The 16,186-nt window shown below is 40.1% G+C and carries 15 protein-coding genes; 5 read left to right on the forward strand and 10 right to left on the reverse strand.

Annotation, left to right across the window (positions count from 1 at the left end; all coding sequences use genetic code 11):
- Positions 1-18 precede the first annotated feature (18 nt).
- From recD2 to HPS57_RS13690, 7 genes are all read right to left on the reverse strand, one after another.
- A complete protein-coding gene (recD2, locus tag HPS57_RS13660) occupies positions 19-2,244 on the reverse strand; it encodes an SF1B family DNA helicase RecD2 (protein WP_172184060.1) in 2,226 nt (741 codons plus the stop codon).
- Between the two features lie 267 nt (positions 2,245-2,511).
- Positions 2,512-4,239 (reverse strand): GIY-YIG nuclease family protein, encoded by a 1,728-nt coding sequence (locus HPS57_RS13665; RefSeq protein ID WP_172184062.1) that lies wholly within the window; start codon positions 4,237-4,239, stop codon positions 2,512-2,514.
- Entirely contained in the window at positions 4,232-6,193 is a 1,962-nt protein-coding gene (locus HPS57_RS13670) for a DEAD/DEAH box helicase (RefSeq protein ID WP_172184064.1), read from the reverse strand. Before HPS57_RS13670 ends, HPS57_RS13665 begins: the two co-directional genes overlap by 8 nt.
- Positions 6,177-8,678, reverse strand: coding sequence for a type IIL restriction-modification enzyme MmeI (locus HPS57_RS13675; protein WP_172184066.1), 2,502 nt, complete (start codon positions 8,676-8,678; stop codon positions 6,177-6,179). The genes HPS57_RS13670 and HPS57_RS13675 overlap by 17 nt, the downstream gene beginning before the upstream one ends.
- On the reverse strand, positions 8,671-9,585 hold the full coding sequence (locus tag HPS57_RS13680) for a DNA cytosine methyltransferase (RefSeq protein ID WP_172184068.1): 915 nt from the start codon (positions 9,583-9,585) through the stop codon (positions 8,671-8,673). Before HPS57_RS13680 ends, HPS57_RS13675 begins: the two co-directional genes overlap by 8 nt.
- Entirely contained in the window at positions 9,575-10,486 is a 912-nt protein-coding gene (locus HPS57_RS13685; protein WP_172184070.1) for a DNA cytosine methyltransferase, read from the reverse strand. The genes HPS57_RS13680 and HPS57_RS13685 overlap by 11 nt, the downstream gene beginning before the upstream one ends.
- A 12-nt stretch (positions 10,487-10,498) precedes the next feature.
- Positions 10,499-10,693 carry a helix-turn-helix transcriptional regulator gene (locus HPS57_RS13690; RefSeq protein ID WP_172184072.1) on the reverse strand — a complete coding sequence of 65 codons (195 nt, stop codon included), beginning with the start codon at positions 10,691-10,693 and terminating at the stop codon, positions 10,499-10,501.
- A gap of 940 nt (positions 10,694-11,633) precedes the next feature.
- On the opposite strand from HPS57_RS13690, the gene HPS57_RS13695 reads away from it, so the two are divergent.
- From HPS57_RS13695 to HPS57_RS13715, 5 genes are all read left to right on the forward strand, one after another.
- Positions 11,634-11,942 carry a sulfide:quinone reductase gene (locus tag HPS57_RS13695; RefSeq protein WP_172184129.1) on the forward strand — a complete coding sequence of 103 codons (309 nt, stop codon included), beginning with the start codon at positions 11,634-11,636 and terminating at the stop codon, positions 11,940-11,942.
- The gene (locus HPS57_RS13700; RefSeq protein WP_172184075.1) at positions 11,920-12,114 is read left to right on the forward strand and encodes a glyoxalase; all 195 of its coding nucleotides are present in this window, start codon (positions 11,920-11,922) and stop codon (positions 12,112-12,114) included. The genes HPS57_RS13695 and HPS57_RS13700 overlap by 23 nt, the downstream gene beginning before the upstream one ends.
- Before the next feature lies 1 nt (position 12,115).
- Positions 12,116-12,475, forward strand: coding sequence for a hypothetical protein (locus tag HPS57_RS13705; RefSeq protein WP_172184077.1), 360 nt, complete (start codon positions 12,116-12,118; stop codon positions 12,473-12,475).
- Positions 12,476-12,532: 57 nt separating this feature from the next.
- The gene (locus HPS57_RS13710; protein WP_172184079.1) at positions 12,533-12,889 is read left to right on the forward strand and encodes a hypothetical protein; all 357 of its coding nucleotides are present in this window, start codon (positions 12,533-12,535) and stop codon (positions 12,887-12,889) included.
- 93 nt (positions 12,890-12,982) lie between these two features.
- A complete protein-coding gene (locus tag HPS57_RS13715; protein WP_172184081.1) occupies positions 12,983-13,360 on the forward strand; it encodes a hypothetical protein in 378 nt (125 codons plus the stop codon).
- Here the strand turns inward: HPS57_RS13715 and HPS57_RS13720 are convergent.
- The 3 genes from HPS57_RS13720 to HPS57_RS13730 all read right to left on the reverse strand — a co-directional run bounded on the left by HPS57_RS13720 (position 13,357) and on the right by HPS57_RS13730 (position 16,109).
- Positions 13,357-13,602 carry a helix-turn-helix domain-containing protein gene (locus tag HPS57_RS13720; RefSeq protein ID WP_172184083.1) on the reverse strand — a complete coding sequence of 82 codons (246 nt, stop codon included), beginning with the start codon at positions 13,600-13,602 and terminating at the stop codon, positions 13,357-13,359. The two genes, HPS57_RS13715 and HPS57_RS13720, sit on opposite strands and share 4 nt — an antisense overlap.
- Before the next feature lie 672 nt (positions 13,603-14,274).
- Positions 14,275-14,892 carry an RloB family protein gene (locus tag HPS57_RS13725; RefSeq protein ID WP_172184086.1) on the reverse strand — a complete coding sequence of 206 codons (618 nt, stop codon included), beginning with the start codon at positions 14,890-14,892 and terminating at the stop codon, positions 14,275-14,277.
- 2 nt (positions 14,893-14,894) lie between these two features.
- Positions 14,895-16,109: an AAA family ATPase gene (locus HPS57_RS13730; protein WP_172184088.1), complete on the reverse strand. Its 1,215-nt coding sequence runs from the start codon at positions 16,107-16,109 to the stop codon at positions 14,895-14,897.
- Positions 16,110-16,186 lie beyond the last annotated feature (77 nt).

Consider the following 16,186-nt stretch of genomic DNA (forward strand, 5'->3'; position numbering starts at 1 on the left):
TGGGTCGGGGTATTGGGGTTAATCGCCTTTCTTTCCGTATGTGGGTTTATTTTCTGCCACCATAGCATAGTCGCTCTGCTTGGGAAACTCGTATTTCTTGGGAGTGCTTGATGCAGAGGTTGAAGAACTTAGCCGTTCTTTCAATTTGGTATTGCGCTTCAAGACCGACATATTGCGGATGGCGAAAGCCAGTGCTTTCTTCGTGCCGACAAGTACGCATATCTTTTTGGCGCGGGTGATGCCCGTATAGATGAGATTACGCTGGAGCATCACGTAATGGGTCATCAATACGGGCATCACTACGATGGGATATTCAGAGCCTTGCGACTTGTGTATGGTGGTAGCGTATGCCAAGGTCAGCTCGTCAAGTTCCGACACTTCGTACTCTATCGCCCTGCCGTCGAAGTCTACCAGTAAGGTGCGGTCTTCGAGATTGACTTTTTCGACATAGCCCAAGTCCCCATTGAATACTTCCTTGTCATAGTTGTTGCGGAGTTGCATCACTCTGTCACCCTGCCGGAAGGAATAGCCGCTTCGGTTGAGTGCCAACGTGTTTGTGTTCAAAGCCGATTGCAGTGCCATATTCAGATTGGCAGCACCCACCACGCCACGCTGCATCGGAGTAAGCACCTGAATGTCGCTTATCGGACGCTTGTATGCTTTTGGTAGACGACCTTTTACCAGATTCACGATGGTTTCCGCTACTTGTTCAGGCTCTTCCTGCTGTATAAAGAAAAAGTCGGTCTGCTGCCCGTTGCTTGTGTCTGGAAATACTCCCTTGTTTATGGCGTGGGCACTCATTACAATACGACTGGACTGTGCCTGTCGGAATATGCGTGTCAGGCGGATAACAGGAATCTGTCCGCTTTCGATGATGTCTCGCAGCACATTACCTGCTCCTACGCTGGGCAACTGGTCAATGTCACCCACCAGTATCAGACGCATAGAAACGGGCAACGCCTTCATCAGATTGTTCATCAGGATGATGTCTATCATCGAACACTCGTCCACAATGAGCGCATCACTTTCCAACGGGTTCTCGTCGTTCCGCTTGTAGCCGTCCTTTGGATTGTATTCCAGAAGTCGGTGGATGGTCTTTGCTTCCATGCCTGTTGCCTCGCCCATACGCTTGGCGGCACGTCCCGTGGGGGCGGCAAGCAGGATGCGCAGACCCATTGCTTGCAGGGCGGCGATGATGCCTTGCGTGGTGGTTGTCTTTCCTGTTCCAGGTCCTCCGGTCAGCACCATTACCTTGGATTCGACCGCCTGCCGGATGGCCACCACCTGCACCTCGTCGTACTCGATGCCGGTGGATTTAGAGATTTTCGCCATGTCGGGCATCTTCCGGAACAGGTTGCCTTCCGTGTGGTTCAGCAGGTTGTTCAGGCGGTTTGCCGTACCCACCTCGGCATAGTAGAACGGCGGCATATAGAGGGCTTCCGCATCCTGAATCAGGTCTTCGCTCTGGAGCATTTCCGCTATTGCCTGACGGATGGACGCTTCCTCGGCTTCGAGCAATTCGACAGCCGCTTTGAGCAATTGTTCCTCCTCCGCATAGACGTGTCCTTCCTCGGAAAGGTGGCTGAGCGTGTAGGTGATACCGCTCTTGCAACGGCGCAGGTCGTTCTTTTCGTAACCCATCTTGGCGGCGATGCCGTCGGCGGTCTTGAAACCGATGCCCCAGATGTCATCCGCCAGTTTGTAAGGATTTGATTTCACCGTGTCGATGCTTTCCTTGCCGTACTGACGGTAAATCTTGGCAGCGTAGGCGGTACTCACCCCGTAGCCTTGCAGGAAGAGCATCACGTTCTTGATGTCCTTCTGCTTCTCCCAGCTCTCGGCAATCTTCTCCACCCGTTTCTTCCCGATGCCGGGCACCTCGTACAACCGCTCAATGTCGGTCTCGATGATGTCGATGGTTTCCAGTCCAAAACGGCTGACGATGAGCTGGGCGAACTTCGGGCCGATGCCTTTTACCAGTCCGCTGCCTAAGTATTTCTCGATGCCGTAAATGGTGGCAGGCATTACCTCTTCCCACGATGTCGCTACGAACTGATTGCCATACCGCTTATCCACTTTCCATTCGCCTTCGCACAACAGGACACTGCCTGCCGGGACTTCCAGTAGGTTGCCGACAAGGGTCACAAGGTCAGAGTAACCTTTGACCTTGACCCGCATCACCGAATATCCGTTCTCCGGATTCTGGTAAGTGATTCGTTCTACTACACAGCGAAGTTTTTGCATAGACGATTGTTAAATCTATTTCATTGTTGTCCGACGGAATCCTTTAAATTGTTTATAAAATATTGATGTTCAATTATTTATGCGGCAACTTCAGCAAAGTAACTTATCCATAGCAAGAAGATTAATAATCAATTATTTATAAACATTTATCGGACACTAATAAATCTATTTAATTATTGTTTCGTGAGTAAACTCTTATAAAAAATGCATCTCCTTTTATTTGTGTTAACAAGCAATGGATTAAGTTCTTTTATGTTCATCGGTCTTTTATGCCTTGTCAAAATCAAATAATATAACCTCTAACTTGACATCTCGTTGATTATCTTGTGGTAAACCAAAGATAAAGCTTAGAGATGTTTCTTCACGTTTTCCACAAGATTTCTTATAATATTGATGTTGCGTCACAGAACTTTCTATTGCGCTCATAACAGTTGAAAGATTAGTTCCTTTAACAAATACCATAAGAGCTGTATTTGTATCTCTCCATGTAAGGTATCTGTCAAATAATTGGCTGATAGCTTCCATAAAATGTTTTTTTCCATGCCATATTTTACATTCGCCAACAAACAAATTTGAGCTATTGGTAGAATCTTTTAATAGTATGTCTGTCTTGCCAATATGGTTGAAAGACTCTGCTGTAACCGTTACGGACTGAAACCTTCTTTCCAGCATAGCAATAAAAACATCTCTTAAAGCCTCCTCGTCTTTATTTTGGTATAAAGATGGTTTTTGCTCCATACTTTTTCCAATAAGATTGATTTCTTTAATAATACTTTCATATACATCTACATTATCTGTAATTTGATTAATGCTGGCACTTTTTGCTATTATAGAACGAGATGAAGGGTCATATACATAATTGGCTATGGTTCTATGAATAATTTTGTCAACTGCTTCTCCAATAACATTAATATTAACACTGAACCATTCACGTGGTGAAATGACTACACCTCTATCATCTGGAATATTAATATTAAGACGTACTTGATCAAAAAATGAATGCAATTTGTCCTCTAAATCACGTGGTTTAATATTATAGCATCTATAAACTTGTGCAACCTCCACACCTGCATACAGATAGGTTGGTTCATTGATTGCATTCTTTATACGTTCGGTTACAGATGTTGTTGTACTTCCTATCTTATATACATCAGGAACATTGCGCAGTTTTGCATGTTTACTCCTAAGCACATATACAAAGCCCTTTGCTTGATCGTCGTTTTCAATTTTTTCAGAAACTAGCTGTTCTTCGTTATAGTCGGTAATGGCATAACCTTCTTTTTGAAGAGCCTTGTCTAGTGACCGATACAACATATCGGAAGTTGTACCATTGTCAAAAATACAATATGTACGGCCATCAAACCGTTGTCTATCACCACTTTTATATCTATAGAGATTTGTTTCTCCATCGACTGATTTTAAATATACTATGATTCCCCCTAAAACATAAAATTTATTGGGAAATAACTCTTGTGGATGATATACAGCCAGCTTTCTATACCCTTGCTCTAAATCTTTATGTAAAGATTCAAACATTGGACGATATGTATCAAAATCCTGACAAAATTTCCTGCGAGATATGTATTCAGGTAATATCCTATCGGATTTTTTCACATGATTCATCTCAAAAATAGAGCTATCATAATCACTAGCGAGCAAATTTAAAGGATCATTTCCCAAAATGTCTTCTAGCGTTATGTTTGATATGCCCATTCCATTCAAAAGCCCATATATATCAAAGTCTTTCAACTCTTTTACCATATTTGCATTATTTCGAATTGCTTCAAGACGGCAAAATAATTGAAACTCATATATGTCTGATGATGACTTTTGAGGTTCACGATCATATTCTTCAAAGAAATTGACAATTTCCTCGAAGTTTTGCAGCAGAACAGAACGATTTGACCTTGTTATGGATTTTGGTTTCTGTTTTAGTAAACCTAAAGGGTCATTCTGTGACAAAAAATCTATAAAATCTGATTTATTCTCAGCCATTTTTTTCCATTATTCTCCGTTTCGCGTAAAGCAATACCTCTGCCAATCTACGTTCATATGGATCATTACTATCTAAATTAGGTTCTCTTTGCATCTTTTGAGCAAATTCGGTTACCTTTGGCCAAAGCACCTTAGCTTCATCATCAGTTACATCAATTCTCATAGATTTGATGTAAGCTTGAATAGAACGAAATACTCTTGAATCCAGTGACTTGGATAAAACCTCATAAGCATCGTGAAATGGATTTACCGAATAGATGAGGTCGATGTTAATCTCGTTAACGTTTATAAGTCTATTAGCAAACTCTAAGAACTTTTGTCCATTTATATCTTTTATATTTCTATGCGAAAGAACAGAATCTATCACAATATATGTGCCTAGTTCCTTTGATTCTTCTTCATTTAAATCAGGAATAACCTCGCGTATAACCTTAGGAATAAGGCCATTATTGATGGTCTCTGCAGGAACATTTTGACCAATAGCATGTTGTACGTCTGGATTTTGAAGGATTCTTGCTTTCAAGTCAACGAGATCATTATCAATAATATCCTGAATTTTATTAGATCTTATTCCACGGAATCCATCTATGAAAATGGTGTGACTACTTCCGTCTTCCTTTTTGGAAGAAGCCTCACCATTTTCATCCTGTTTGCCGATTAAGTCCTTTGGCTTAAAATTATATTTTGGAGCAATAACTTCTTCCATTAACAAGGATGCAGAGATAGCTTTCAAAATATTATTGACGCTTTCAACTATTTCTTCTCGATTTGCACTTGGTTCAGCGACAAGATTGGTGAATTGTGCATGCGATTTATTTTTACTATCGCGGGTACATCTGCCAATAATTTGTACTATTTCAGTAAGTGAACCTCGATAACCAATGGTGAGTGTTGTTTCACAAAAAGGCCAATCAAAGCCTTCTTTTGCCATTCCCAATGCAATTATTATATCCATATCCTCAGGCTTTTGAATTGCCCTTAGGTATGACATTATTCTTTCACGTTGCTCATAGTCGGTGTCATTTACTAAGTCTGCAATTCGTAATTCTCGTCCATTGTTGGTACGTACATGATATATACCGCAATCATCAGTGAACATATATGTTCCTATACAACCAAGAATTTGATCTACCTCCATTATTTTTTCTCCAGTGGATTCAGCTGAATTTACATTTGGAATGTATATTATTGTCTTCTTGGATAAGTCTAAAACCTCAGAGTCTTTAAGCGCTTCATAATAAACACCATTATAGAAATGAAAGCCTATTCCTAGGGATTTGAGATATTGATACCCATTTAACTGTTCGTAATAATTGTATGTAACCTTTTCAAATTTACGTTCATCACTAGGGCTTAAAACTGCGACACAGTCTCCCCGGAAATAAGACCCCGTCATAGCTAAAATATGTGCATTCGTTTCAGCCATGATTGCTCTTAGCAATTCACCTAGCTTGCTATCGGCTTCTGCAGATACATGATGAAACTCATCAATTGCTAAGAGGCAATCGTTGAACTTTGAGTATCCAATTTTTTCATAGGCAAATCTCAATGTAGAGTGGGTACATAGAAGAATCTTTGCATCTCTATCCTCCATAAAAGTGGAAAATGTTTTTGTCTTCATTGGTTCTCCACCTGGAGAGCAAAGATCGTACTTTTGATTTATTACCCAGTCTGTGTGAAAACCATTATCCATCAATCTTGTGCTTCCAAATGATTTTCCTATCGAACGTTCAGGAACTGCAACAATAACCTTTTTTACTAGCCCTTGCTTTAGCTTTTCTATCGCGATGAACATTAAAGCTCTGGATTTACCAGACGCTGGAGGGGCTTTCAGTAGAAGATATTGGGAGGCGTATTTTTCATATGCTCTCAGCTGCATCTCGCGCATACCTAGATTATTTGTTGTTACGCTACTGCCGTTTCTATCGTATGTAGTTTCAAATAGATTGTTCATTTTTTATAAGTGTATTATACATGTTTCTTAACCAAATCAATCTTTCGCCATCTGAAGTAAAAGGTTGATTTCTATAATATGAATCTACTGTCTCATCAATCAAATGGTGAATTCTTATTAACTCTGGAGGCATATTCTGATATATGTCTGCCAAAGATTTATCACAATATTTTTCTCGAACTTCTAACAATGTTTTTGAGAGATTTCTCAATGCACATATTTGTTTATTATTCAATTCTGGAACAGGAAAAGTATTGTAGCACAAACTGCTTGAATATCTTGGACGTGTTTCATGTCCACCACACGCATTTTTTGCCCATACTTCATGCATCCGAGATTCTAAAAGGGCTAACAACCATATATCACAGTCAAAAACTACACTTACATTATTGTTAACTATTGCATTAGAGCCTAAAATGCCCATTTGAAAATATTGACGATTCTCAGATGTGACACATGGGACTATTAACGAAACCTTACCTTTACTTGTTGTTCTATCTTCCCTAAATTTATGAGGATTCGCCTTGCTCTTCTCTGAAGAAGTTGATTTTGGGCTATTACGCTGCTGACGCACTTTCTCTATGCGGTCAGCAATGCCTTTTATCTGTAAGGCATCATTTAAGTCTTTGTCTGTTATCCACAGAACCCATTTAGGTCTTCCTTTAACAAATTCCTCTCCACCGTAAAGAGATTTTATGTATTTTGAGGCATCCGGATACATTTCAAGAAAAACATCTAACTCTGCTGATGTGAACGTCAAATGTGTTGCTCCATCAGGCATGTTGCCCTTGCACATATGAGGCAATAATTGAGACAGTGGGGTTGTCCGGCTCTTTACACGTATATCTATATCAGGTAATAAATTTGCACCAATTTCTTGACATGGATATTCTTTACCTCCATCATATAGGAATTTATTCTTTACCAGCCCCTTCATCGCAATTCCAATTATCACTACGGTAACGCCACTATTATCATTGGATGTTTTCCACTTAAATGATCTGTGCGCAAATATATATTCGCATCCCGCATCATTTATTTTATCTAAAATAAACGTTGCTTGTGTTCCTTGTGATACAGAGTTTGTTAATACAAAAGCTGATTTAGCATGAGTTCCACGAATAAACTTCGCAGTTTTCATAAGCCATGCCGAACAAAGGTCAGCACTATTTAGCTGTTTACTTGCGAATATTCGTTGCATTGACTTTTTTATTGATGCATGTATCTTGTTATTGCCCTTAAAGTCTGGGCTGCCAACTATATACAAAAAATCTGATGGGGCAACATAAGTTTCCCATGCTTCTTCAAGTTCATCTCCAATATAAACGGCTAATTGATTGTAAGTTTTTTTAATTGTTTCAATGTTTAAAAGTCCTAATCGCTTAAGCTCCGAACTATGAACAAACGTTAAGGCAAGTCGAGTAAGTTCCTGTGTTAATTCATTTGAAACTAATCCAATAAAATGGCTAATATTTAATGGTTCTTGACAGTTTATAGAGAACTTCGCTTCAACGTCTCGAAGTTGTTGAAGCAAACCATTATAAGACGAAACCAAATAACAACCAGGACCATTTGTTGGGTCAAAAATCGTTGTATTATATATCTCTGTAACAACCTGAAAGAAATTCTCGTTAGTCGAAGAATTGGCTTTTTGTTGCATTTCTTTAAGAAACAATGGTTGAAGAAGTTTCTCTACGTTTATGAATGATGTTTGATGTCCATATAAACCTGCTTCATCCCTTCCTGTCATTTTATATATTAAGGAGGTGAGAAATTCTGCGTCAATTAGATTTGTATCAAATTGTAATATCGCAAAAATATATTTATATGCATCCGAACTCAACAGCAAACATCTTGTATTGTCAGTAATATATGGGCAATCCCAAGCAAAAAAGAGGTCAAAGACCTTAGCCAGTTTCTCCTTTCCACTACTATTATACCCTTTAAGGCTATCAGAAACCTGCGACAATTCCAGCAAAGTGCTAAAATGTGCCATATAAAGGAGCGAAAAAATGAAAATTCGAGCATCCCTCTCATCGTTATCATTCAAAATTAGTTCTCTATATAGAGATTCTACGAGACTATCAAGTTCAAGTGTGCTATAATGATCATTACGATTTACGTCCCAACTATGCAATGGAGCGAGATAATGTATATAATTTGTAATTTCATTATAATCACATATAACGCTTCCAAGATATTCATTCGTAATAATGATTTGACTTGGAGTAAATACAATAAGAAGAGGCATGGTCTTTTTGGCTGAAGAATATTCTTCAGCCGATGTCATATCCTCTGTACAATATATAATAGCTCTTCGGTACACATAGAATGGTCCACTTTCACCAGCCTCAATTTTAGAATTGATTTTAGCAATAGTAGTATCAAGTATGCCGAAAGTTGAAAGCAACCTAGCGACTACTTTAGTATAACTTTGAAAAACAAAATTGTCAAGTTTTTGTCTTATAGTATTTTCGTCAATCATTTTCAATCATATACTTTATGATGTATCTTGCTATATATTCAGCCATTTTTACAGGTACGGCATTGCCAATGGCTTGTTCTATATCAGTTTTGGGACCAACAAAAGAAAATTCTGGCGGAAATGTTTGCAGAAGACTACGTTCTTTAGATGTTAGAGCGCGCACCAAACTTATATCACGTGCTTTATCTGCTGGATGAAACTTATATCCGGAAGGGATAGGTCTATTTACGCCTCTAATTGTTGCACTTGGTTCATCAATAGAAAATATGGCTCTTCTTGCATAACTTCTTGGATGCATATAGTAGTATTCTGTATCTAAAGGTTGGCTCTTTAGATACTCTCTCACTGTCATTTTTTTGTCAGATAATCCTTCTAATAGTGATGGCAAGAGGAAATCGTCTTGTACTCCGATTCTTCCAATAACAAAATATCGTTTTCGCATCTGTGGAACTCCCATATAACTAGCATCCCATATTCGCTTGGTAATTCCATACCCAGCCTTTTTAAAATTGGATAAGGCCTGCATAAACACGGGGGATTTCTCAATGTTATACACATTTTCCATAACGAACCAACGAGGTTTGACTTGAGATATAATACTACTATATATCAAAGTAAGATTGGCTCGCTTTCCTTCGAATTCCCGTTTTCCTGCAATGGAAAAATCTTGACATGGCGGCCCCCCTATAATAATATCAGGGTTAGCCATTGCAAGTTCTTGATTTATATTTTGTTTTGATAAATCAACTTGATGTATAGGATGCTGAAAATTTGCTTTATAAATATCTACAGCCGCCTGCCAAAAGTCATATGCAGCAACAATCTCGAATCCTGCATTTTGGAATCCGAGACTCATGCCACCACATCCAGCGAAAAGATCAATTAATCTATATTTCTTATTTTTCATTAATATGCTTTTTAAGACATCTTGCAAGATACTCTGCCAACTTTACTGGTACGGCATTTCCGATTGCAAGGTTTAAATTTGTTTTACTTCCATCACCCCAATCAAAGTCACGTGGAAAGGTTTGTATCCAACTGCGTTCTTGTGGAGTCAGAGAACGAATTGACGGGTTTAATGGTATTGGGTCATTGGGATGTCCTGGATAACCAGAAGGAACAGGCCTGTCAACACCACGTATCGTCATAGAAGGTTCGTCAATACTAAATATACCACGGCGAGAATATGAACGTGGGACTCTAAAATAGTGTTCAAAACCCAAAGAATCGCCAAAATAATCTCGGAGCGTCATACTTTTCTTACTTTGTCCTTTTAATAATAGACTGTCAAGGAATCCGTCTTCCTCGTTTAAGCCACCAATTACAATGTATCGTTTCCTTTTTTGAGGAACTCCGCATTTACTAGCATCTATAACCATACGACTAATCCCATATCCAGCAGCTTTGAACATTGATAGTACAATTTCCAATTTTTCACTTTTCTGAATATTGGGAACATTTTCCATAAGGAAATAACATGGTTTAATACGTGTAACTATTTCCGCATATTTTATCGTAAGTTGAGCACGTCCTAGATTTTCGTCTCTGCGACCAGCACTGGAATAGTCTTGACAAGGAGGCCCACCTATTATGACCATTGGCTTTAGTGAAATCATATCACTTAAATCTTCAATATCATTTAAATCTCGCTTATATATAGGATGTTCAAAATTCCTTTTATAAATAGAAATGGCCTCGTCCCAAAAATCATATGCGGCAGCAATCTCAAAACCTGCATTTTGAAAACCAAGAGACAGACCGCCACATCCTGCGAAACAATCAATGACACGTATTTTTTTCTTTGCCATATTTATATATTATTAATCCGAAATCAAATCCTTCATATCCACCGATAAAACAGAGGCAATTTTTTTTAAAATTTCCAGTGTAGGCTGTTGTCTATTTGTGCAATATGAGTTAACCGTACTATAACTTTTACCTAATTTAGTGGCAAGTTCAATTTGCGTCATATCTTTTTCGACTAAAACAACCTTGATTCGATTCAGCTTTTCCATTTTTTTGAAATTAATTTAGAATGCAAAGTTACTAATTTTTTAGCGAAATAGCGTATATTTCTCACACTTTTATCAGCTATGATATATATTTGTCAAAAATATTGGGTATATCATTATTTGAGAGTTGCAATGAGATGCTATGCTGGACGTGAAGTTATATTTATAGGCTTTTTTGTTAATGATGATGTTATGAGGATTGTCGTGATGTTGCGATAAACTTGTGTCAATCTCACTGATGCAGGCTTTGCCTGTAACGGTGAATTGTCATTTATATTGAGACTAGTCTATAAATGCGCCTTACCACTTCTAATCAATCGTATTTCATGCGATGCCGGAAATCACAAGGAAGTTTTGATAGTTACGTCATCCGACCTACTCTGTGTTTTCAACACCAAGCAAGTCTTGGCTGATAGGTTGTTTCAACAGATGGATATATCTATGACGTTGTCAAAGATAGAAGCCACAAGGTTACGTTTCGCAAAAAGATGCTACACTTCACTTTATGACTTCTCACATTGACAACGGGGTCTGGAAATCTAGTTTGGCTGTTCTTCTGTTGCAGGTTTCACTTGCAATAGAGAATAGCCAATTTTGTTTTGAATACTTTTCTGGAAACGAAGGCATCTGCATGAATGTGAAATATTCTCTTTGGCAATCCAATTTTAGCTTCGGGGCGAATCGTTTTCCGTGCAAAGGTACGGCGGACGGCAGGAACGTCAAGTGCCGCTTCGCTTTCGTTCGGAGGGCTTGACGGCAGCCTTCCGCAAATTTTCTCATACCTCAAAAATTAGGGTATTCCGTCCGCACCCTCTGAACTCACACTTGTCTTATCCCCCTTTGGTCCACCGTGTAGAACTTGCACGAAAACGGTTCTCCCTGCCGCGAAGCTCAAAGAGCTTTACAAAAGGGAAAAGAATTGAAACCCTAAAACAATATGAATATGGACTATCAGGAATTTTCAGGAGTTACAATCTCCGAACAAGACAAGGCTTTTGCCCAAGAGTTCGCCAACTTCGTGAACGGACGGATGTGTTCCGCCGAGAACACCGGCAGGGAGTTGACCAGAGCGCACCGCTACCTGCAACAGCAGATGTTCAAAATGTTTATCGGTTTTATGCGCCAGTTGGCATACAACTATCAGAAAGGAACTTATGATGACCGCAACGAGTGGGCTTCACGGCTTGCATCGGAAGCGTACACACATCTGATTGAGAGTAATTTGATTTATGACCTTAATTTTAACAAGTAAAGCAAAGGACGATACAGATTTCCCCGAATACGGGCGACAATGCGAGTTAATCACTCCTTGGCGTGGCTACCACAGAGGTACAATCATCGCCCGGACTGCAAGAGGCTTTGTCATGCAGTTCAGCAGCGATGCAGAGATAGAAGTATATGAGGACGAAATAGAATTTGATTGATATGTGCAGATTATTGACTCCCCAATTAGAGGAAGCCTTGCAAGGCTATCCGCTTTATTCCCAGGACGGCAAGGGGAAGGATGCCGTTTGTTGTGCGATATTCGCGCTCTGTTCAGTGCGCTGGTTCATTCTTGAAGGAGAAACCGAGGGTGAAGATGCCATCTTATTCGGCATTGTTGTCGGTTTGGCAGAGGATGAGTATGGCTACATTTCACTGAATGAGCTGTCGGAAGTAAGTTTAGACCTTACATCGCAAGGTTTGAGCAAACTGCAAGTACGGCAACAACAGAACTTTCAGCCGACCCCACTAAGGAACTTGAACGACCAAAGGCTGCAAGGTTTCTTGGCAGGATTTGAGTAGTAATAACCCTGTCAGCCGTAGCACTCTTTGTTACGGCTGACACAATACCATTTTAGTATGAGAACAAAAAGATTGATAAACAAGATAGTCCGATGCGCAGAGGATAAGGGCTGGAATGTGAGTACCAAAAGAAACAATGGCATGACGATATTTGAGTTCAGCCAGTTTACTCCGGCAGGGCAGGATTTTTCCTTCACGGCAGAAATGAAAGGCAATCACCTTGACAGCCTGATTACGGGTATGGAGGATTACTATGAAGGCTTTGATGTGGATAGCGAAGCCTATCTGTGGCTTGATGAAAGCGGACACGGCAGGAATGGCGCACCTTATCGTATGAGGGATGTGCTGGAGGATATGGAGGCAGCGGAGGAAATGATAAAGACTCTTCTTGATGCCGTCAAGACTTTGGAGTAAGGATAGAAGCGCATACACAGTTTTGCCGTACCCGGTTCGGATATGGCAAAACTATTTAAAGACCAATAGACAACCATCAAACCCAATGCAAGAATGATAGACAATAGGATTTATACCATTGCAGCCAAGAACGGCTGGAATGTATCGGTAAAGCTCAAAGGTATCAACCTATGCTTTGACTTTCAACGGACAACACTCAGCGGTGTGCCTTTCAGCTTCACCGCCGAGATAACGGACGATAAGACGGAAAGTCTTGTTGCTGAGATTGTTTCTTTCGTGGATGCCATCGAGCCGTACATTTGTGCCAAAGAATGGATGATAAAGTCGGGAGTAATGGCATCCAACCGATATTTTCAAGCCACAGCGGACATAGAGGACATTCGCACGAAAGCGTGGCTGCTTGCTTGCGAGTTATCGGAAGCGATAAGTGGCATACCGATATGGGTAGCCAATCCGAAGCAATGGAACTAACGTGTCCCGTTTTTCCGTTTTCGCCCTTTCTTTGGTAGCCCCGCTATCTTGTAGGCAATCAGGTCGCTACCATAAAACCTGAGTTTCCCGGTTTCCGCCACTTTGATGAAAGGTAGCGGATTGTCCGGGTTGCGAATATAGTCATAGATTGTACACCGATGTACGCCAAGGTAACGTGCCGCTCTGCCGATGGAGTAAGTCTGCTCTGGCACTATCTCATCGAAAAGTCTTCGTATCACCATAATTCAAGTCCTTTTCTTGCAAAGTTACTGGTGGTGAATAGCTTGCACAAGACGTTAAACATGGGATAATGTAGGAAATAAAGGGATTTTGTGAGACTTTGAGGGACTGCGCCATGATTTGCCCCGGTAGCTTTGCCTGTCATTAAAGGCAGCGGAGAAAGACAATGTGTTTTCCCGGAAAAGAAAACGGCATATATTTCAGGGTTGACAGCGTTGACCCGGAGACACGGCTTGCGAAGTTGAAAAAGCTGTGCGCGAAGCATCTGTAATACAATGTATTATCTTTTTCTTTCTAAAAGAGTATATAGATAAATAGTTCGTGATTTGTCAACGATTGGCTCCAAAAATTTTGATTTTTCAAAAAGTGACTACCTTTGTCAACGTTTGTCAACGCAACTTTTTGATACAATGTAATTGATATACAGAAGATTGAGCCTTGTCAACGCTGTCAACCCGAAAATAGGTGCATATTATATTTTCGGAGTGCAATAGGGGGATGCTAATTGTATGTATTATCAACCTTTCAGATATGAGTCAAAATGCGGTATTTGGAAAGATAACTCCTCTATATGTAAAATTTCTGCATAAAACGCAGTTATTTTGCGGATTTCGGAAAGATAACTATGAGTAGTGGTAAAATAAAAGGTCATCCGAAACGATGACCTTTTATTCTCAGATATATTTATTCAGTTCCTTTACTAGCAAGTGGACGGTAGTAGAAGATTCTTCCAGAGCCGGATTACCATGTGAAACATCAGAAAGAACAGCTTCGGCGTTTCTTATAGCTTGCGACTGTAAATGGAACAATCTGTTGTACATTACAGTGCCGAACCCTTCTGACTTAGAATAAGGTATACCTATGAGTTTTGTTAGCATATCGGCATAGTTATTTCGATGTAAAGCACCTTTATACAGGTTGAAGTGCAACAGAAACCAATATTCAAACGCCTGATTGCTGTAAGCTACTTGAAAACCGTTCTTGTGAGCCAATGTTATGGCTTGGTTGAAATCTTTTGCCGGAAAATCATCTTTGTCGAAAACGACCCAACATTGGTCGTATTTCCGCTTTCTCCTTTGGTCGGCCTCTCGAATACTGATGGCTTTATTCACAAGGCTTGTGGTGTTCATGGCTTGCCCCACAGCTTTTACGGTTGCAGTAGTCATACGGAAGGCTTTGAAATAGTCAGGTTCTGTACGAACTCCCTCACAGACAATAAGAAATGACTGTTTAATATTTCTTGTACTTTGGCGACGTGTGAGGTCACTGGTACGATGGTTTCTCTTTGTCATAATCAATTCTCCTTCTGAAAAATGGTTTCCATATCACCAATGATGGGGGTTGCCCCATACTTGCCTTGCAGATAGTCTTTCTCAAAAGGCGAACTACCACGCACCTTGTATTCTGCCAGCGAGTAAGCCTCTGTCGCGCCGAAGCTATCCTTTTGAGTGAACCAAATCTGATCACGCCTGAATAAACCTGCACTAAGCAGGAATGTATCGTGGGTGGTAAATAATAGTTGCGCTCCCTTGGGATTGGTTTTTGCGGAATTGAATAGAGATACAATCTTACGCACCAAAAGCGGATGAAGTTTGGAGTCAAGTTCGTCAATCACCAACCGCTTTCCATTATCCAATGCGTCAATGATAGGATATGCCAATGAAAAATACTTTATCGTACCTTCAGATTCATTGCCATTGAAAGAAAAAGACACATTGTTTGTCTCCCTGCCATCGTCATCGAACTGACGGTGATTGCTTACTATGCGGTTGTCTATCTTACTGATACTTTCGATACCTAAATCTGCATATTTGGCAAAATTCGTTATGCGAAATCGCAAATTCTCATTGTCAAGGTGTTTTATAGCTTGTTTCCACAATTTTTCATCTTCACTGCAAAATAGTATTTGGGTATCACCGAGCCATTGGAGAATGCTAACCGATGTTGTCTCATTGAACTGGGCAGCAGTGGAGAGCAGCAGCGCATTACCACGCACCATTCTTTTATTGATGAGTTCCTGCAACAGTGCTCTTTTGGGATGTACTGTGGTTGTGTCTTCCTCCCGATAGAATATCTCTATTTCTTTAGACCTTTTTTTATTAGCCCTTTGGTAAAGCCATTCCGCCCTGACTGTTTTATTATCTACCTCAAAACCATATCGGTAAATATATTCACCGGTTGTGAATGTGGCTTCCATTGTTGTAGGATTATTTATCGTGGTCGCATTTAGACGGAAAGTTTCCACATCAATAGCCTCTCCTGCTTGACTATTCTTGAACGAATCCATGATAAATCGTTTGTAAAAAGCTATGGCCTTTAGTACATTTGTTTTCCCTGAAGCATTAGCTCCATAGATTACCGCGCTTCGCACAAGCGACACACCTGTATCGGAAACAGGTATCATGTCGTTGGGGTCAGGCAGGGATTCCTTAAGCGTGGTGCCCACAAAAGAAATTTTCAAGTCCTCTTTTATGGACAAATAGTTGTTTATATAAAATTCTAAAATCATGCGCTTAACTCCGTTATTTGTTATTATTTTGCAAATATAGTAGTTTCCTCTCGAAAAAGAGAAAGAAAACTGCGATA

The organism is Palleniella intestinalis (genome assembly GCF_013166595.1).
In the GTDB taxonomy this organism is placed as follows: Bacteria; Bacteroidota; Bacteroidia; order Bacteroidales; family Bacteroidaceae; genus Prevotella; species Prevotella intestinalis.